Annotated in this window: 17 protein-coding genes; 9 read left to right on the forward strand and 8 right to left on the reverse strand. The window is 67.5% G+C overall.

What is annotated here, in order from left to right; genetic code table 11:
* Positions 1–572 precede the first annotated feature (572 nt).
* From QRN07_RS14320 to QRN07_RS14335, 4 genes are all read right to left on the reverse strand, one after another.
* On the reverse strand, positions 573–2675 hold the full coding sequence (locus QRN07_RS14320; RefSeq protein WP_285241369.1) for a beta-galactosidase: 2103 nt from the start codon (positions 2673–2675) through the stop codon (positions 573–575).
* Positions 2676–2721: 46 nt separating this feature from the next.
* Entirely contained in the window at positions 2722–3762 is a 1041-nt protein-coding gene (locus QRN07_RS14325) for a LacI family DNA-binding transcriptional regulator (protein WP_285241370.1), read from the reverse strand.
* Positions 3763–3967: 205 nt separating this feature from the next.
* Entirely contained in the window at positions 3968–4405 is a 438-nt protein-coding gene (locus QRN07_RS14330; RefSeq protein ID WP_285241371.1) for a hypothetical protein, read from the reverse strand.
* Between the two features lie 132 nt (positions 4406–4537).
* Positions 4538–5407 (reverse strand): DUF1295 domain-containing protein, encoded by an 870-nt coding sequence (locus QRN07_RS14335; RefSeq protein ID WP_285241372.1) that lies wholly within the window; start codon positions 5405–5407, stop codon positions 4538–4540.
* Between the two features lie 113 nt (positions 5408–5520).
* Here QRN07_RS14335 and QRN07_RS14340 point away from each other — a divergent pair, with 113 nt between their 5' ends.
* The 3 genes from QRN07_RS14340 to QRN07_RS14350 are packed head-to-tail and all read left to right on the forward strand — an operon-like array spanning position 5521 to position 8299.
* On the forward strand, positions 5521–6003 hold the full coding sequence (locus QRN07_RS14340) for a MarR family winged helix-turn-helix transcriptional regulator (protein ID WP_285241373.1): 483 nt from the start codon (positions 5521–5523) through the stop codon (positions 6001–6003).
* Positions 6000–7868, forward strand: coding sequence for an AMP-dependent synthetase/ligase (locus QRN07_RS14345; RefSeq protein WP_285241374.1), 1869 nt, complete (start codon positions 6000–6002; stop codon positions 7866–7868). Before QRN07_RS14340 ends, QRN07_RS14345 begins: the two co-directional genes overlap by 4 nt.
* Positions 7865–8299 carry a DUF2177 family protein gene (locus QRN07_RS14350; RefSeq protein WP_285241375.1) on the forward strand — a complete coding sequence of 145 codons (435 nt, stop codon included), beginning with the start codon at positions 7865–7867 and terminating at the stop codon, positions 8297–8299. Before QRN07_RS14345 ends, QRN07_RS14350 begins: the two co-directional genes overlap by 4 nt.
* A gap of 75 nt (positions 8300–8374) precedes the next feature.
* On the opposite strand, the gene QRN07_RS14355 is transcribed toward QRN07_RS14350, so the two are convergent.
* The 3 genes from QRN07_RS14355 to QRN07_RS14365 form a co-directional block, all read right to left on the reverse strand.
* The gene (locus QRN07_RS14355; protein WP_285241376.1) at positions 8375–8878 is read right to left on the reverse strand and encodes a GNAT family N-acetyltransferase; all 504 of its coding nucleotides are present in this window, start codon (positions 8876–8878) and stop codon (positions 8375–8377) included.
* Positions 8879–8912: 34 nt separating this feature from the next.
* A complete protein-coding gene (locus QRN07_RS14360; protein ID WP_285241377.1) occupies positions 8913–9899 on the reverse strand; it encodes an ornithine cyclodeaminase family protein in 987 nt (328 codons plus the stop codon).
* Positions 9900–10050: 151 nt separating this feature from the next.
* A complete protein-coding gene (locus QRN07_RS14365) occupies positions 10051–10755 on the reverse strand; it encodes a GntR family transcriptional regulator (protein ID WP_050687727.1) in 705 nt (234 codons plus the stop codon).
* A gap of 227 nt (positions 10756–10982) precedes the next feature.
* On the opposite strand from QRN07_RS14365, the gene QRN07_RS14370 reads away from it, so the two are divergent.
* The 6 genes from QRN07_RS14370 to QRN07_RS14395 all read left to right on the forward strand — a co-directional run bounded on the left by QRN07_RS14370 (position 10983) and on the right by QRN07_RS14395 (position 17567).
* On the forward strand, positions 10983–11900 hold the full coding sequence (locus QRN07_RS14370; RefSeq protein ID WP_050687729.1) for an ABC transporter permease: 918 nt from the start codon (positions 10983–10985) through the stop codon (positions 11898–11900).
* Positions 11897–12838 carry an ABC transporter permease gene (locus QRN07_RS14375; RefSeq protein WP_285241378.1) on the forward strand — a complete coding sequence of 314 codons (942 nt, stop codon included), beginning with the start codon at positions 11897–11899 and terminating at the stop codon, positions 12836–12838. The genes QRN07_RS14370 and QRN07_RS14375 overlap by 4 nt, the downstream gene beginning before the upstream one ends.
* Positions 12835–13731 (forward strand): ABC transporter ATP-binding protein, encoded by an 897-nt coding sequence (locus QRN07_RS14380; protein ID WP_285241379.1) that lies wholly within the window; start codon positions 12835–12837, stop codon positions 13729–13731. The genes QRN07_RS14375 and QRN07_RS14380 overlap by 4 nt, the downstream gene beginning before the upstream one ends.
* The gene (locus QRN07_RS14385; protein ID WP_285241380.1) at positions 13728–14738 is read left to right on the forward strand and encodes an ABC transporter ATP-binding protein; all 1011 of its coding nucleotides are present in this window, start codon (positions 13728–13730) and stop codon (positions 14736–14738) included. Before QRN07_RS14380 ends, QRN07_RS14385 begins: the two co-directional genes overlap by 4 nt.
* Before the next feature lie 61 nt (positions 14739–14799).
* On the forward strand, positions 14800–16365 hold the full coding sequence (locus QRN07_RS14390; RefSeq protein WP_285241381.1) for an ABC transporter substrate-binding protein: 1566 nt from the start codon (positions 14800–14802) through the stop codon (positions 16363–16365).
* Positions 16362–17567: an amidohydrolase gene (locus QRN07_RS14395; RefSeq protein ID WP_285241382.1), complete on the forward strand. Its 1206-nt coding sequence runs from the start codon at positions 16362–16364 to the stop codon at positions 17565–17567. The genes QRN07_RS14390 and QRN07_RS14395 overlap by 4 nt, the downstream gene beginning before the upstream one ends.
* A 64-nt stretch (positions 17568–17631) precedes the next feature.
* Here the strand turns inward: QRN07_RS14395 and QRN07_RS14400 are convergent, their stop codons facing one another.
* A complete protein-coding gene (locus tag QRN07_RS14400) occupies positions 17632–18627 on the reverse strand; it encodes a squalene cyclase (protein WP_285241383.1) in 996 nt (331 codons plus the stop codon).
* Positions 18628–18658: the final 31 nt, after the last annotated feature.

Genomic DNA, 18658 nt, shown 5'->3' on the forward strand with positions numbered 1-18658 from the left:
AATTCGAAACCAGCTGTAAAAACCAGACAACACCACAGGGGCGGCATCATCCAGCCAATTCAACCAATTCAATACAAAAAATTGGTATCAACAAACATGGCACACTATTGAGTTCTCAAACAACAGACACACCCGACACCACCACAACCACAGGTCGCAGATCGCTCCGGAGCAACTTTTCAAACTTACCCGATCACCGGAAGCTTTGCAAACCCGCATCTCTCAGCAGAATCACGCTTCAACAGCAACCACCCCACCCAAAAAACCGGCACGCAAACAAGCGAACCATATTCCAGGCCGTTCAAAATGGGGGTTGGTCACCCGCGGTACCCAGCTTCTCGCTGTCTCCCTCGCGGCGACTTAGAAAACAATACACGCACAACCGCACCACAGCAAACCAGCCCCCACAACGAGTCATGGCCCCCGAAAACCCCGCCAACACAAGGAAAACAAGGACCACCACCCCACCCAACACCCACACCACACCAAAACCAGCCACTATGCAGTGAGTCACACACCAGAAGCGGTCGGAGACGGCGGCCCAGCGGGGCCGCCGTCGGGCGTCAAATGCCCTACTCCGTCTCCACCAGAACCCGCACGTCCCACGCGCCCAGTTCAAGCTCGTCGCCGTATCCGAACGACTCCCCCGAGACCACGTCCCGGACTGCGCCAGGCAGCTTGAAGCTGCTCGGCGTCCAGGACCAGTTGTGGACGAACCGCAGCTGCTCACCGGAACGGGAGGTTGCACCCGTGACGGTCTGCGAGTCGGCGTTCGGCCGCCAGTCACTCCCCTGCCGGGCAGCCCAGGCCGCGATGTCGCGGGCAAGCGCCTCGTTGGGGACGGTCCCCACATAGGTGATCCGCCCTGAACCATGCTCGGAAGTGGTCACGGCCGGCCACCGGCCGAAGTGGACGTGGTCATAGGACGCCAGCACCTCTGCGCCCTGGACCTGCACCCCATCGATCCACCGTGCGCCGGTGGCACCCGGGCTGAGCGTAAAGCCTGACTCGCTTGAGGAAGAAGCAACCACATCCACCGGCCCGGCCAGCGTGCTGAACTCGTCGTAGAAGAGTCCCGCGGCTTCGGCAAGGTGCGCGGGCTTGCGCTCCAGCCGCGCCCGGGCCTCCTGGTCCTGGTACCCGGTCCGGATCCCCAGGATCAAGTGGCCACCGGCGGCAGCGTATGAACGCAGCCACAAAAGTTCTGCATCGGAAGCGATGGCCAGCCCGGCAGCGACCAGCACCGGCTGGGCCGCCGCGTACTCCGCCGGGTCCAGGTCCGTCATCTGGCCCGCGTGCAGGAGCCGCGACTGCAGCCCCGCCTCAAACGCGCCGCGGTAGAACGCATCGAAGATGGCCTGGTAGGAACGCGGGTCCGGTTGGCAGTCTGGCCCGGGCAGCGGCAGCTGCGGGTTCTCCTGGAGCGCCCACTTGGTGTCGTTCGAGTACACCAGGACAATGTCAGCGTCTGGAGTCAGGCCGGTGACCAGGTCTCCCGCCGCTGCGAAGTCCGCACCCAGCTCCTTGATCTGCTGGTACACCCGGCCCGGTTGCAGGCTGTGCGGCAGCACCCCGCCCCAGAACGTTTCGGCCCCGAAATGCAGCGTGTGCCAGTGCCAGTACTCGATCATCGAGGCCCCGCGGGACACCAAAGCCCACGCGGCCTGCCGCCACTGCCCATCGAAGGCCGGCTCGTTCTGGTGCGCGTGCCCGATCGCCTGCGCGTTGGTCTCGGTGACCAGGAACGGCGCCTGCTTGGAGGAGAACATCCGGTCCGCCGTCGCATACAGGGACCAGGTGCCCTCGGTGGTCCACGATTGCCGAGTCGGCGCAACAGCCGGCAGTCCAAGATGCTCCTGCATCCGGTAGTACGGGTTCCCGGCGGTCACGTCCAGCCGGGACGTCAAGGCATCATCCTGGGCTGTGGGCCGTTCGTAGGAGATGCAGGTGGTGACGAACTGGTCCTCGCGGGCGTACTCGCGCACCACCTCCGCCTGCCAGTGGATGTAGGAGGTGGTCAGCTCAGCCTGGAACCGACGCCACGCGAGTGCGTACTGCGGCTGCGCGTTGGAATCCGGGGTCCACAGATCGGCCCAGTCCGAGAGCCGGTGCGACCAGTACGTCAGGCCCCATTCCCGGTTGAGCTCCTCTATGGTGCCGTACTGCTTGCGCAGGTGCCAGATGAACTTCTTGAAGACGCCCGGGTTGTGGAAGATCTCGTTGCCGGGCTCGTTGTCCACCTGGAAACCGATCACTGCCGGGTGGTCCACATACCTGGCGATGATCTTTCGGATGATCCGCTCCGCATGGAACAGGAACGCCGGGTGGGTGTAGTCAATTTCCTGCCGGGCGCCCCAACCCATGGGCTGCCCGGTGGACCGGTGCACGTTGATTTCCGGGTACAGCCGTGCCAGCCACGGCGGCGCCGCGTAGGTAGGGGTGCCCAGGATGACACGGATGCCGCGGGCGTGCGCCGCATCCAGCACCGGCTGGAGCCAGTCGAGGTCAAACACCCCGTTGTCCGGCTCCCACGTGGACCAGACGGATTCGCCCACCCGGATGACGGTGAAGTGCGCCTCCTTCATCAGGTCCATGTCGGCGTCGAGCCTTTCGGTGGGCTGGTACTCGTGATAGTACGCAGCGCCGAAGAGGATGCTGTCGGTGGGGATGGGCATGGTGGTGCCTTTCGGGCTCGCGGGATGGCAGAGGGAGCGGAGTTGGCTAGCCGCCGTTGCTTGGCGGAGCGGTGGACTCACGGATCACCAGGTGGACCGGGAGCGTGAACTGCCTGGGCGCCTCGTCCCGGCCGTTAATGGCCTCAATGAGGCGGAAGACGCCTTGGCGCGCCGTGTCCTGGAAGTCCGCCCTGATGGTGGTCAGGGGTGTGTGGAGGAACGCGGATTCGTCAGCATCGTCGAATCCCACCACGCTGACGTCACCCGGGACGCTCCGGCCGGACCGCTCCAAGGCGTGGATGGCGCCGATGGCCATCTGGTCGTTGGCAACAAAGACGGCGGTGGGGCTGCCGGCGTCGAGCATTTTTTGCATCTGCGCAAACCCCGAGGCCGCCGTCCAGTCGCCGAAAACGGGTTCGGGGACGGAGGCGCCGGCCGTTTCCAGCGTTTCGCGCCAGCCGCGGGCGCGCTGGCGGGCCGCGGCCCACGCCGGGTCACCGCCCAGGTGCCACACCGTGCGGTGCCCCAGGGACAAAAGATGGTTGACGGCCTGCCGCGCCCCGTCCACTTCATCGGTCCCGACAACTATCTCCCCGGCGCTGTGCCGCGCGTCAGGGTAGTCGATACTCAGCAGGGGAACGCCGGCGGGGCCTTGGATTCCCGGATTATCCGGTCCCACGGGTTGGGAAAGGATCAGCCCGTCGATGCCCTGGCCGATGAGCTGGGCGATGGCGTGCTGGACTTCGTAGCCTTCGTCCGGTTGCGTCCGGACGATCGCCAGCGAGTAGCCCTGCTGGCGGACGGCCTTTTCGACGCCGTCCAGGATGGCGGACGGGCCGGAGAAGGAGGTGCTGGCGGCAATCATGCCGATCCGTTTGGTCCGCTTGGATGCCAGGGCCCGGGCAGCACCGTTGGGCTGGTAACCCAGCTCTTCGATGGCCCGCTGGACGGTTTCGCGGACGACGCCACTGACATGCTGCTCCGCGTTGACCACCCGGGAAACGGTCTTCAGTGACACGCCGGCATGGCGGGCCACGTCAGTCATGGAGACGGCGGCCGGGCGGGCTGCGCGGCTAACAGACTCCATGGTGCTCCTTTGGATTGACAGCGCTGTCAGTGATGACGCTTCCCCAAGATAACGCTCCTCTGACAGCGCTGTCAACCTTCTGAAAAGCTATGGTTTCGACGCGCACATTCCGTACCGACGCGCACCTTCCATTGCGCCACCTATAAACCTGGTGCGCCAGGGAATGCGCGGGTCGAAAATGAACTTGCGTGTCGAGTTCGTCAGCTCAGTGCCGGAGGAGGATGTTGCCCTGCACCGGCTCGTAGCCCTGCGCCATAAGATCCTCGGCGTCGGCATCATCGGCCACCACAGCGGCGTCGCTGCCATAGCCCAGCAGGTTCGCCGTCAAAACGGGCCCGCCGTCGGATTTGCAGGCCGATCCCCACCGGTCTCCATCCCCGTCGGCCACCTGGATCAGGCAGAACCCGGCGTCCTTGGCTGGGCGGGCAAGGTAAAACCGGAAGTCCCCGTCCTCGGCAGCCAGCCGCACACTGTCAGCAGCCATGTCGGAAAGGTCGACGAACGCCGGGACGGCATCGTCATTCGTGGCTGGCCGGTCAAGAACCGCCAGCGCAGGTTGTTGAGGCACCGTGGTGCAGGAAGCCAGCGTGAGTGCGGCAAGGCATACCACCACGGTCCACCAAACAGCGTTTCGTACCGGCATAAGTCCCCCACATCAATAGATTTCAATCGTCCAACGTAGCTGACAGGCCGCGTCCCAAGCCAGCGCTTAACGGCCGACGGCGGCACCCACCCGGGTGCCGCCGTCGGCCGTGAACAATTCCGAGCCGAAGCCCTACTTCAGTTTGGGGATCAGCACCGGGGTGTTCTTTTTGTAGTCCTCGTAGTCGGCCTGGCCGCCCCACTTTTTGTCGGCCTTGGCTTCCAGGAGCGGGACGCCGCTGCCCTTGGTGAGCAGCAGGGCCACAAAGACCGGGGAGATCAGCGCGGCCCACTGCCAGCCCTGGAGCACGGGCAGGGTGATGATGGCAACGCCCACCCAGAGCGTGATTTCGCCGAAGTAGTTGGGGTGGCGGGACTTGGACCAGAGACCGGTGGAGATGTACCGGCCCTCGTTGGCGGGGTCTGCCTTGAACGCGGACTTCTGGATGTCGGCGGTGATTTCGATGGCGATGCCCACGGCCCACACAAGGACGCCCACCACGGTGAACCAGTCCAGGCCCACTTTTTTGTCCGAGGTGATGGCCACCCAGGCGAGCGCGGCGGTGAGCACTACCCAAAGGCCCTGGACGGTCCAGGTGTTCAGGAAGCGGGGGAAGTCGGGCTTGATCTCGTCAAACCGGTCGTCCTTGCCATGCTTCATCACCCGCAGGAACAGGAAGCTGCCCAGCCGGATGGCCCAGAACACCACCATGGCAGCCAGGATCAGGCCGCGGGCATCCACGCCCGGCGAAGCCAGCACCAGGAAGATGGTGATGGCGATATAGGTCAGAGCGCCGGTGAAGTCGTAGAACTTTTCCGTCTGCGCGGCGAAGGACGGGATGAAGACCAACCACTGGATCACAAACGCGGCGGCCACCCCAATCGCAAAGACGGAGATGCCACCGATGGTGGATCCTCCCTGGCTGCCGGCCAGCGCGATCAGGGCACCCACCACCACCACGATGGGGATGCTGATGAGGGCATTTCTGCTCTTGGTGGTCATGGGTGTTCCTTTCATACGGCCCGGCGTGCGCTGCAGCACGGCGGATCCCCCTGGCAAGCATCCTGACAATCAACAGTCTTTGATGTTCAAACCAATTTGATTACTATAGAGTCATGCTATCTCACGAAGGGCCGCCGGACACTCCCCCACTTCATCCGTCGGCCTTTATGCTCCAGGCGCTGCTCACCATGGCGAATGAGACGGAGCGCGAGGTGGCCCGGCACCTGGGGCTGAACCTGACCGACTACCGTGCGCTCGGAGCCGTGTCCCAGGCCGGGCCCATGACAGTGGGCGCATTGGCCGCCCAGCTCGGCGCCACGGCAGCCACCACCACCGCGATCGTCAGCCGGCTGGAGCTGCACGGTTTTGTGGAGCGGCTCCGCAGTTCAGAGGACCGGCGCCAGGTCCACGTCACCTGCACCCCGGCAGCCGCAGCGGCGATCAGTGCGCTGATGCGCCCGCTGGTCACTGCCACCAGCAACCACCTGGCCTCGCTCCCACAGGACCAGCAGGCAGAGATCGGCACCTTCCTCAACACCGTCCTGCACCTGATGCAGCACCACCTGCTCACCCTTTCCGAGAAAGACACCCCGTGAGAGAGTTCACCTCCCCGCCCCTGGTCCACACCGCCGGCCACCGCAATGCCACCGATCTCCTGCTGGAACGGCTCGGCACCAGCCCTGACCACGTGGCCTTCGAGGTCCGGACGGCCGGCGCCGCCATCACCGACCCCTGGCGGCAGGTGACCACGCAGCAGTTTGCCAACGAGGTCCGCGCCCTGGCCAAGGGCTTCATCGCCGCGGGCGTGCAGCCCGGCGATTCGCTCGCCATCATGTCGCCCACCCGATACGAATGGGCCTTGGCGGACATGGCGGCCTGGTTTGCCGGCGCCGTGGTGGTCCCGGTCTACGAAACCTCCGCGCTCCCCCAGGTGATCGCCATCCTGGCTGACGCCGAGGTGCGGCTGGCCGTGGCCGGCACGGAGGCGCACGCGGACCTGCTGTCCCGCGGTTTCGACGAGGCAGGGCTGGACCACCTGGGCATCTGGACCATGGACTCCCGCCCGGGCGCGGACCTGGCGGACCTCGTGGAGCGGGGTGCCGGCGTCGTGGATGCCGAGGTGGAGGAACGCCGGCTGCTGGCCGGCCCCGATTCGGTGGCCACCATCGTGTACACGTCCGGCACCACCGCAGCCCCGAAGGGCGCCCTGATCACCCACGGCAACTTTGTGGGGCAGGTCCTGAACGTGGCGGCCGCGTATTCGGCGGTGGTCCGCGAGGGCGGCAACACCATCATCTTCCTGCCCATGGCGCACGTCCTGGCCCGCGGCCTGCAGCTGATCTGCCTGGCCAACGGCATGCGGATCGCGCACCTGGGCGATCCCCGCGAGGTGGTGCCCGCCCTCGGTGCCCTGCGCCCCACGTTCCTGGTGGTGGTCCCCCGCGTGCTGCAGAAAATCCAGGCCTCGGCGGCCGGGGCTGCGGCGAAAAAGCGGCTGGGACGGGTCTGGGCAGCGGCGCAGCGCACCGCCGTCGAGTGGGGCCGTTTTGCGGAAGCGCACGACGCCGACCCAACAGTCAGTGCCCCGCTGGGCCTGCGTGCCCGGCACGCCGTGTTCGACAGGCTTTTCTACGCCCGCCTCCGCGCGTTGGTGGGCGGCCGGCTGGACTACCTGCTCTCCGGGGCCGCGGCCCTGGACGCCGAGCTCTCCCTGTTTTTCCGCGGCCTGGGCCTTCCCGTGATCGAAGGCTACGGCCTGACCGAAACCACCGCGCCGCTGACCGGAAACCTGCCCGGGGCCATCAAGGCCGGGACCGTGGGGGTGCCCATGCCGGGAACCACCGTCCGGCTCACGGAGGAGGGCGAGGTGCTGGCCCGCGGCGTGGGTGTTTTCGCCGGGTACCGGCGTGCTGCGGACAACGCCGCCGCCTTCACCGACGGCTTCTTCCACACCGGCGACCTGGGCGAACTCGACGCGCAGGGCAGACTCACCATCAAGGGCCGGCTCAAGGACGTCATTGTCACCGCCGGCGGCAAAACCGTCTCGCCCTCCATCTGGGAAGGCTACGTGGAGGGCGATCCCCTGGTGGCGCACGCCGTGATGGTGGGCGAAGGAAAACCGTACCTGGGCGGGCTGGTGCTGCTGGACCCAGAGTCCGTTACCGCCTGGGCCGAACGCGAAGGCTTCGCCGAACTCGCTGCCCTGAAGATCCCGGCGGACGGCGGAGCCATCCAGATCGAGGACGCCCGGCTCCTCACCGCTATTGGCCAGGCCGTCAGCTTCGCGAACGCCAAAATTGCCCGCTCGGAGCAGGTCCGCCGTTTTGTGCTGCTCCTGGCCGACCTCAGCGAGGCCAACGGCAACGTCACCCCCACCATGAAACTCAAACGCAGCGCCTTCACCGACAGGGCCCGCCACCTCGTGGAAGGCCTCTACACCGACCCCAGGAGCCAGGCATGAAACCGCACCTCAAACGATGGCTGCAAAGCTACGCCGTCGCAGCCGTGATCTTCGCCGCCCTGGACGTGGTCTGGATCCTCGGCGTGGCCAACCCGCAGTACAAGGCCCAAATCGGCGACCTGATCGCCGCGGACACGAACTACGTGGCTGCCGTTGCTTTTTACCTCATCTACGTGGCCGGCATAGTGCACTACGGCGTCCGTCCCAACGACCGACGCGCCACCCTGCGCCAGCGCATCACCGGCGCCGCGCTCTTCGGCTTCTTCACGTACGCCACCTGGGCGCTGACCGGGCTGGCCGTGCTGCAGGGATTCCCCACCCTCGTGGCGCTGACGGACATCGCCTGGGGCACCGCGGCCTGCGCCGTGGTCACCTGGCTGACGGTCCTGGTGCTGGGCAAGGTCCTCCGGAAGGAGCCCGCGGCACGCTGACCGGCTTCGGGTCCGGCGGCCGGGCTTTGCTCCCGCGGCCGGTTGATGGCGGTCGCGTTGTCAGCGGCCGGGTTTTTAGCGGCCGACGGCGGGGCGCGTCATCCGCAGTTCCGGCACCTTTTCCCACTCGGGCGGCAGCAGCCCCGTCTTACCGTCCGGCCGGAAGCCGTGCTTGGCATAAAAGGCGAACGCCCGCGGGTTCTCCGCCAGCACCCACAGATAAGCGGCCGAACCGCCGATCGCCGCTTCCAGCAGGGCCGCACCAAGACCCGTCCCGTGGGTGTGGTCCAGGGTGAAGATCGAGTACAGCTCCAGGTCCTCTGGACCATCGTCGTCACGCGGCGGGCCGGCGTCGGCCAGGCCCACCAGCCTGTTGTCCGCGTCCAGGGCGATAATGCGCGGCTCGTCCACGGCCAGATAGGGCCGCCGCCGCTCCACCCGCTCGGGGATGCTGGCCCGGCGGCTCCGGAAGAAGTCCGCGGACATCAGGTGGGCGTAGGCCTGTTCGTGCGCCAGGGTGTGCAGGTGCACCACGGCCTCGGCATCGTCGGGGGTGGCCTGTCGGAGCTGGTAGTCCATGGCTGCCAGCCTAGCCACCGGCAGCCGGGAAGTCTCAGCCGGCCATGTTGACGTCCAGTCCCAGCCCCTGGCTGACCGCCGCATCGTAGAGCAGGCGCCCGATGGCGACGTCCTGCATTCCTACCCCCACCGAATCAAACAGTGTGATGGCTGCATCGTGTGTCCGGCCGGGGACCTGCCCTGCTACTACCTGCCCCAGCTCACCGCGGATGTCCATCAGGGTCACCGAGCCTTCCTCGATGGCCATGAGCAGGTCGCCGGACTTTTCCCGGGCCGTCGCGATGCTGTCCACAAAGAGCTCCGACCGGGCGATTCCGGCGGCATCGATTTCCCGGTGGGTGGGGCGAGGGCGCGCCCCCACGGCATTGACGTGCAAACCGGGCAGGAACCATTCGCCGCGGACCAACGGCTCCACAGACGGCGTCAGCGTGCAGAGGACGTCGGCGGCTTCCACGGTGTCGCGGATGGTGCCGGCAGCCACCACCTTGACCGGCAGGTGACTGATGCGCGCCTTGAATGCTTCAACGGTGGCGGCGCTCCGGGACCACACCACCACGGTGTCAATGGGCAGGACACAGAGCATCGCCTCCACGTGGGCCACGGCTAGCGCACCGGCACCGATAAGTCCCAGTGTGGAGCTGTTGGGTCGGGCCAGGTGTTTGCTGGCCACCGCGCTGGCGGCAGCGGTCCGCACCCTGGTGGGTACCCGGCCATCCAGCAGGGCCAGCGTCTCACCGGTCTGCTGGTCCGCCAGCAGGATGCTGGAGCGCTGGCTGGGCAGCCCCGCGTCACGGTTGGCCGGAAGGTCGGAGAGCAGCTTCACCCCTGCCAGGCCCTGGGCGTCCGACAGGCCGGACATCAGGATGTACCGCCCGTCCGAGGAGGGCAGCTGCATGGACGTGGGTGCGGGCTGGCAGGCCGTGCCGGTGGCGATGTCGGCGAAGGCCTGCTCCACGGCGGCGATGGTGGCCGGCATGTGCGCCAGGGTTTCGAGAACGGAAGCGGTGAGCACAAGCGTCATGGGTACCTCGAGGGAATTCGGCGGCGCGCTGGGCGTCGGAGCTGGAAGTGGGTGGAGCGAAACAAACGGGTGAAATGACACGAAGGCGGCAGGTGCGGGAACAGAGAGGGTGGCACTCCTGCAGCCGGGTGCAAAAACAGGGCTGGTGGAATCAGTCCTGGCTGCGGGGCCGGCGGCCTTTGCGGGCCGGGGCCTCGGCGGGCAGGCGCCCGGCCAGGTAGGGAAGGGAGGCGTGCCGGCCGCGTTCCACGTGGGCGCTGGCCAACGCCTCAGCGAGGGCGGGCTGGCCGTCGGCGATGGCGTGGACCAGTTCCGCGTGTTCCTCCCACATGCCTGGCGTATCCCGTTCCGGGGTGAGTCGGAACAGCCAGCGCACCCGGCCGTTGAGCAGGTTGGACAGCCGGCGGAGCAGGTCGTGGCTGGCCAGGTGGACAATTTCCTCGTGCAGGTCCGAGTTGCGGCCGGACGCCTGGTGCCCGGACTCGCCGGTGCGGGCATATTCCAGCGCGGCCAGCAGGTTGGCCGGGTCTGCTCCGGCCGCCACGCGGCGGGCAGCGGACGCGGCAGCGAACGGTTCCAGCTGGAGCCGGAGGTCAAACACCTCCACGGCGTCGCGCAGCGTAAAGGTGTGCACCACACTGCCGCGGCGGGCTTCGGAGTGGATGAACCCCTCCGCCTCCAGCAAGGGCAACGCCTCACGCAGGGGGATGCGGGAGACCTGGAGCCGGGCGGAGAGCTCGCGTTCGTTGAGTTTGCTGCCGCCGGGGATCCGGCCCGAGATGATGTCCTCCCGGAGCGCGGCAGCCACCCGCTCCGACAGGCCCGGACCGAGGTCCGCGGCTTCTGCTTGTTCCATGTCTGCACTCCTGTACGCCGGGGTCAAAACCCGCTTTGGTATGCCAATCGTGCACTTTCATCCCCAATAAAGCGAATATAGCGTTATTTGGTATTCAAAAGTTTCCGGCATGTTTAACCTCCATGACGATCCGGTCAACTCGGCGGAATGCCCAAAAACGGCCCTTACGCTGTGATCGGAGTCCCTGCCCCGGGGGTTCCCACCACCGACTTTTGAGAGGGGGCACCATGCCCCGCTACCTGCTCCACCGGATAGCCCAGGCGGCATTTACGCTTTTCTGCGTCCTCACCTTCGCGTTTGTCCTGGGCCGTGCCACGGGCAAACCGGCAGGCCTGCTGCTGCCGGACAACGCCACCGCCGCCGAGGTGGACGCGCTCAACGGGGCCCTCGGCTTCAACGAACCCCTGCACGTGCAGTTCGGCACCTTCCTGGCCAACGTCCTGGCCGGCGACTTCGGCCAGTCCTACCGGCAGCGTGAGCCGGCCCTGGAGCTGGTCATCGAACGGCTTCCGGCCACCTTTGAACTGGCCTTCTGGTCCTTCCTGCTGGGTCTGGTCCTGGCGTTGGCGGCTGCCCTGGCCATCCAGCTCACCGGCAGCCGGACGCTGCGCTCGCTGTTTATCTGGGGCGGATCGCTCCGCCAGTCCGTCCCGGATTTCTTTTTTGCGCTGCTGGCCGTGCTGGTGTTTTCCGTGGCGCTGGGCCTGCTCCCGTCCCTGGGCCGGATGAGCCCGGCCAGCCTGGTGCTTCCGGTCCTCACCATCGCCACCGGCCAGTTTGTGCTCTACGTCCGGTTGATGGATGCGGCACTCAGTGACCAGGCCAGCCAGGACTACGTCCGGACCGCCTTCGCCAAGGGCCAAAGCCGGGCCCGGGTGCTGGTGTCCCACATGCTGCCCAACGCCCTGCTCCCGGTCCTCACCATGGCGGGGCTGAACCTGGGTTCCTTGCTGGGCGGCACCGTGGTTGTGGAAGCCGTCTTCGCCTGGCCCGGCCTGGGCCAGGTCCTCACCGACGCCGTCAGCCAGCGCGACTTCCCCATTGTCCAGGCCGGCCTGCTGGTGGTGGCCCTGATCTTCGTCACCGTGAACCTGGCCGTGGACCTCCTGTCCGCCAAGGTCGATCCGAGAGTGAGCCTGGCATGACCCAACAACTCCTTCCCGCCGGAACCCAGGTTCCCGCCGCTCTGCCCACGGACCCGGGCATCCAGGGAACTCCCGCAACCCCCACGCCCGCCAAGCGCAAGGGCCGCGGCACCTCCCCGGCCTTCGTCATCGGGTCCGCCATGCTGGGCCTGGTTCTGCTGCTGGCCGCGGTGGTTCCGCTGCTCCCGGGCTTCGACCCCTTCGGCCAGGACCTCTCGGCAGCGATGCGCGCACCCTTCACGGACCCGGATCATCTCCTGGGGACCGACTCGCTGGGCCGGGACCTGCTCAGTCGGCTGTCCCTGGCCAGTGCGGTGACGCTGGGAATCGCGTTCGCCGTCGTGATCCTCAATGCGGTGATCGGCACCACGCTGGGCATGGCTGCCGGCTACTTCGGCGGCCGCCTCGATTCGGCGGTGACCACTCTGGCGGACGTCAACCTGGCCATGCCCGTGGTGCTGCTGCTGATCGCCGTGGCCGCCGTCACCGGCCCCAGCGCCACCGTGACCATCGTGACGCTGGGCCTGACCTACTGGGTGGGCTACGCCAGGGTGAGCCGGAACCTGGCCCGGTCGCTGCGGCACCGTGACTTTGTCCTGGCGCCGCTGACGCAGGGTGGCGGGCACGGCTGGGTGATCCGCCGGCACATCCTGCCCAACGTCTTCTCCCAGACCCTGATCATCGGCGCAACGGACATCGCCACGATTGTGCTGATCGAGTCCTCACTGGAATACCTGGGCCTGGGGGTGCAGCCGCCGGTCCCCAGCTGGGGCTCCATGATCTTCGAAGGCCAGAAATACCTGGGCAGCAACCCCTGGTTGGCCATCCTGCCCGGCCTGGCCATGTTCCTCACCGTGGCCGGCGCCCAGTTTGTCAGCCAGCGCTTCACCGCCGAGGGCACCACCGGCGCCCTCCTCCGGAAGGGACGGACAGCATGAGCCCCGCAGCAGAATCCCGCATCCCGCTCCTGCAGGTGCAGGACCTCGCCATTGAGGCAACGGGCGACGCCGGCCCGGTCCGGTTGGTGGACGGCGTCTCCTTCGAGGTACACCAGGATGAGGTGTTCGCCCTGGTGGGCGAGTCCGGTTCCGGCAAGAGCCTGACCGTCCTGGCCATCATGGACCTCCTGCCGCCGGGCGTTCGCGTCTCAGCCGGCAGGATCCTGTTCCGGGGCCGGGACCTGACCAAACTTCCCGAACGGGACCTGCGCCGGATCCGGGGCAAGGACCTGGCAATGGTCTTCCAGGATCCGATGTCCGCCCTGAACCCGTTGCAGCGTGTGGGCCGGCAACTGGCGGAGGCCGTGAAACTGCACGCCACCGGGCTGAACCGGAAGCAGACCGCAGAAAAGGTCCACAGCCTGCTCGCCGCCGTCGGGGTCCCCGACCCGGCCGGCCGTGCGGCGATGATCCTCATCACCCATGACCTGGGCCTGGTGGCAGAGGCAGCCGACCGGGTGGCCGTGATGTACAGCGGCAAGGTAGTGGAAACGGCCGGCGTCCGGGACCTCTTCCACCGCCCGGCACACCCCTACACCGTGGGCCTGCTGGCCAGTGTCCTGGGCGAGGGCACTGCCGGCGGCCGGGCGTTCACCATTCCGGGTTCGCCCCCGGCAGCCGCCGACAGGCCAGCAGGCTGCGCCTTCGCACCGCGCTGCCACGCCAGCCTGGACCAGGGGACCTGCACCACCACCGCGCCCCTCCTGGAACTGCTGCCCACTCCCCCTGCCGGGGCCCACGGTCCCGGCCATCCCGCCGGGCCCCGCGCGGCGGCCTGCCATTTCGCCGGGAACAACGCCGGACAGCTTCTCCTGAAAGGACAGCAGGCATGAGGACAGATACTCCCGCAGCGCCGTTTTTGGACGTGCTGACCGTCCAGGACCTGGCCGTTGAATTCCCGGTCCGCGGACCGCTGTTTTCCCGCACCACCCTCAAAGCCGTCAACGGGGTGTCCCTGCACGTGGCGCCCGGCGAGACGCTGGGGCTGGTGGGCGAGTCGGGCTGCGGCAAGTCCACCCTGGTCCGTGCCATCCTGGGCCTGAACAAACCCAGCTCCGGTGCGGTGGCCGTGGGCGGCCGCAACCTGGCCGGGCTGCTCAATGGCCGCCGCCGGCAGGAACGGGCGCGGATGCAGATGGTGTTCCAGGACCCGTACTCGTCCCTCGATCCGCGCCTGACGGTGCACGAGATCATCGCGGAACCACTCCGGATCAACGGACAGTACACGGCAGCAGCAGTGACCGCCCTGCTGGAACAGGTGGGGCTCACCGCGGCCATGGGCCAGCGGAAACCCGGCGAGTTCTCCGGCGGGCAGCGGCAGCGGGTGGGAATTGCCAGGGCCCTGGCGCTCAAACCGGAGCTGCTCATCCTGGACGAACCCGTCTCCGCGCTGGACGTCTCCGTGCAGGCCCAGGTCATCAACCTCCTGCAGGACCTGCAGGCCGAACTGGGCCTGGCCTACCTGTTTATTGCCCACGACCTTTCGGTGGTCCGGCAGATCAGCCACCGCGTGGCCGTGATGTACATGGGCAGGATCGTGGAAACGGGCCCGGCCGCGGACGTTTTCACCAACCCGCAGCACCCCTATACCAAGGCCTTGATGTCCGCGGCCCCGGTGACCGATCCGGACAAGGCTGCCAGCCGGCAGCGGGTCGTCCTGGCCGGCGACCTGCCGGACGCCGCAAACCTGCCCTCCGGCTGCGCCTTCCGTACCCGCTGTCCGCAGGCAGAAGCGTCCTGCGCCGCCGTCGTGCCTTCCCTCCTGCCGCCGGTTCCCACTCAGGTGGATTTCCCGGTGGTCTCCGCCCACCAGTCGGCGTGCCTGCTGGTCCATCCCTGACCGTTCCCGTTCCCAATTTTCCGCCGGCCGTGCGCGGCCACCCATCCTTCGAGGAGAACGCATGTCTGCTTCCGCACCCCGCTCCCCCTTCCGCTCCGTGCTGCCGGTCCTCTCCGTGGGCCTCGCCGCCGCGCTGGCACTGTCCAGCTGCGCCGGCGGGTTCGAATCCAGCTCCGACGCGTCATCGTCCACAACCGGCGGGACCGGCGGCAGGATCGTGGCCGCCCTTCCCACCGACCCCACGTCCATGGACCCGGTCAAAACCGGCAGCCTGGTGGTGCTGTCCGTTTTCTTCAACACCTTTGACCAGCTCACCAAGATCACCGCGGACGGATCCCTGGAACCGAAGCTCGCCACCGAATGGACGCCCAGCGCGGACATGACCAGCTGGGACTTCACCCTCCGCGAAGGCGTCACCTTCACCAACGGCGAACCGCTGACGGCGGATGACGTGGTGTTTTCCTTCAGCAGCATCCTGGCGGACCCCACGTCGGAGAACTTCGGCTACCTCAGCTCCCTGAAGTCCGTGGCGAAGGTTGACGACACCAAGGTCCGGTTCGAGATGAAGGCGCCGTTCTCCGCCTTCCCGCGCAATACCTCATTGATCTCCATCGTCCCGGACCAGGCCTACGCGGCCATGGGGCCTGCCGCTTTTGCGGCAGCACCCGTGGGGTCCGGGCCGTTCAAGTTCGAGAAAATCCAGCGCGGGGTCTCGTATGACCTGGTGCGGAACGACTCCTATTGGGGCGAACCGGCCAAACTGGACGCAATCAGCCTGGTGCCGGTGGCCTCCGATGAATCCCGGGTCAACGGTGTGCTCTCCGGGTCCCTGGACGTGGCCCAGATCAGCCCGGCGCAGGCAGAGTCGGTGAAGGGGTCCGGCGGCGTCAACGTCCAGTCGGAGCTCTCCAACGGCGTGGTGTTCCTGGGCGTCAACTCCACGGCCGGTGTCCTGAAGGAGGAGAAGGTGCGGCGCGCCATCGGCCTGGCCATCGACAAGGAGGCGATCGTCAAAACCGTCCTGTCCGGCCTCGGCGAGCCCGCCACCCAGATGCTGGCACCCAGTGTTGAGGGGTTTGCGGACGGCCTGTCCGACGGCGGCTACAACCCGGACCAGGCTAAAAAACTGCTGGCCGAGGCCGGCTACAACGGCGAGTCCATCGATTTCGAGTACGCGCTGGACGGCCGGATCCCCTTGAGCGGGGAGGTAGCGCAGGCCATCCAGGGGTACCTCAGCGCGGCCGGGGTCAACGTCAATCTGGTGGGCGCCGACCAGGCCAGCCATACTTTGAAGGTCCGCAACCGCCAGCTGAAAGGCATCTACTTGAATACCTGGGCACCATCAACCCTGGACGGGGACCTGCCCCTCACCGACTTCTACGAGCAGGCCGGCAACAACAACTACGCCCAGGATCCCAAAACGGCGGGGCTCGCGGTCACCCAGCGGGGTGTGGACGGCGCGGCCCGGCTGGACGTCTTCAAGGAGCTGCTCACCTACAGCAATGACAAGGCCTACTTCATCCCGCTCTACGTCCCGGCCAACAACTTCGCCGTGGACAAGTCGCTGGCCTGGACCCAGCGGGCCGACGGCCTGTACGACTTCTCCGCCATTGGGCTGACCAAATGAGCGTGGTGCTGCGCAACGTCCGGCCCTGGGGCGCCCAAGCAACGGATGTGATGCTCGACGGCGGCGCTATCGCCAGCATGGGTGCAGCGCTCCCGGCCCCGCCCGGCGCCACCGAGGTTGCGGGACGGGGCCGGATCCTGCTGCCGTCCTTCTCGGATGTGCACGTCCACCTGGACTCCACCCGGCTGGGCCTGCCGTTCCGGCCGCACACCGGTTCGCCGGGCGTGTGGAACATGATGCTCAACGACCGGCAGAACTGGCGCAACGCCGAAGCCACCATCGCCGAACGGGCCACCGCCACGCTGGGCGCCATGATTGAGCGCGGCACCACCCGGGTCCGCAGCTACGCCCAGGTGGATGTGGACGCCGGGCTGGAGCGCCTGGAAGCCGTCCTGGCCGCGAAACAGGAGCACCGGGACCGGGCCGACGTCGACATCATCGCCTTTCCGCAGGCCGGGTTGCTCCGCGAAGCGGGAAGCCCGGAAATCCTCGAGGAGGCCCTGAAGCTGGGCGCCGACGTGGTGGGCGGCATCGACCCGTGCGCTTTGGACCGGGACCCGGTCCGGCACCTGGACATCGTCTTCGGCCTGGCCGAAAAATACGGTGTTCCCATCGACATCCACCTGCACGAACCGGGCCAGCTGGGCCTCTTCAGCGCCGAGCTGATCCTGGAACGCACCAAGGCGCTGGGTATGCAGGGGCTGGTCACCATCTCCCACGGCTACGGCCTGGCCGAGCTGCCCGCCGGCCAGCTGCAGGACCTGGTGGACCGGATGGGGGCGCTGGACGTTTCCATGGCCACCGTCGCACCGGCCGGCGCGCCCCTGCCACTGCAACAGCTGGTTGCCGCGGGCGTCCGGGTGGGCCTGGGCCAAGACGGGCAGCGGGACTACTGGTCGCCGTACGGCAACGCGGACATGCTGGACCGGACCTGGCAGCTGGCCTTCACGTCCAAATTCCGGGCGGACCAGCTGATCGAGCACTGCGTCGCGGTGGCCACCGTCGGCGGGGCGGCAGTGCTGGACCCGCAGGCCCCGCGCCTGGGATCGGTTGCGGACCGGCCCGGACTGGCTGTTGGGGACCCCGCCCACCTGGTCCTGGTGTCCGGCGATTCCGTCACGGCCGCGGTCATGGACCGGCTGCCGGACCGGACGGTCATCCACCGCGGCACGGTAGTGGCGGACAACCTGGCGCTGGTGTAATCACGCAGTGCGGCCGACGGCGGCGGGCGCGTCCCGCCGTCGTCACCCATTCCGGCGCCCGGCGCTACTCCTGCTGGTGTTTTGTTGCGGCGTGCGCGGCGTCCCACCAGTCCAGCACCCGCAGGGCGTGGAACGTGAGCCATTTGGACGGCTGGCCGGCGTCAACGTCCACTTCGAACCAGACCCGGCCCGGGTGGCGCCGTTCCTGCAGCCAGGTGCCGTCCGGTTGGCGGGCTGACCTGATGACCGCTATGGCATCGGCCAGCCGCGGATCCGGCGCAACGCCGTCGTGCAGGGCGGCCGCGCGGAAATAGTCCGCGGCGTTCAGCGCGCTGTAGAACCAGCGGAACGGATAGACGAACCGCGGTGCCCACGGCGCCACCACCTCGCCCGTCGATTCCCGGTACAGCAGCTTGCGGGTCAGGAGATACTCCTCGCCCCGGCTCCGGAGCGTCTGCAGCTCGTCCTGTCCGGTGGCAGCCTGGTGGTAAAGCAGCCCCTTGAGGACGTTGAGGGTGGAGTGGAACGAGGACCGGGTGGAGCCGGCCACCCACTCGCAGTTCCAGCCGCCGTCGGCAAGTTGATGCTCCCGGAACCACTCGGCGATCCCGGCGACGTCGGCACCCAGCCACACACCGTTGGCCAGCGTGAACGCGTTGATGCAGCAGTCCACCTCGCCATCCCAGTAGGGCAGGTCGTCATACTCCCAGCGGCTGTTTGCCGCCAGCAGCTCTGCCGTCCCGGCGAGCGGGGCAGGGTCGAGGCCCCATTCGCGGAGCATGTTCAGCGCCCAGGTGGTGGCGGTATACGGCTGGCCCGCATCGTTGGCGGCTTCCGGCCCTTCGAAATCGAAGTCTTTCGGAAAGTACGCGCCGCCGGCCCACTGCCCGTCCGGGTCCTGCAGGGCCAGGAGCTGCGCGCCGAAACCTTCGGTGGCAATACGGGCCCGGGTGGCTTCCCAAACACCCGACGGGGCGCCGGTGATGTCACGTTCCACCTGCCATCGAAGCGCAGGGTCGGAGTCGAGAAGCCAGCTGTGCAGGGGCAGGTCCAGGGCCATAGCCGGGAGACTACCACGGCGCCCGCCGCCC

It is taken from the genome of Pseudarthrobacter sp. MEB009, assembly GCF_030208875.1.
GTDB lineage: Bacteria > Actinomycetota > Actinomycetes > Actinomycetales > Micrococcaceae > Arthrobacter.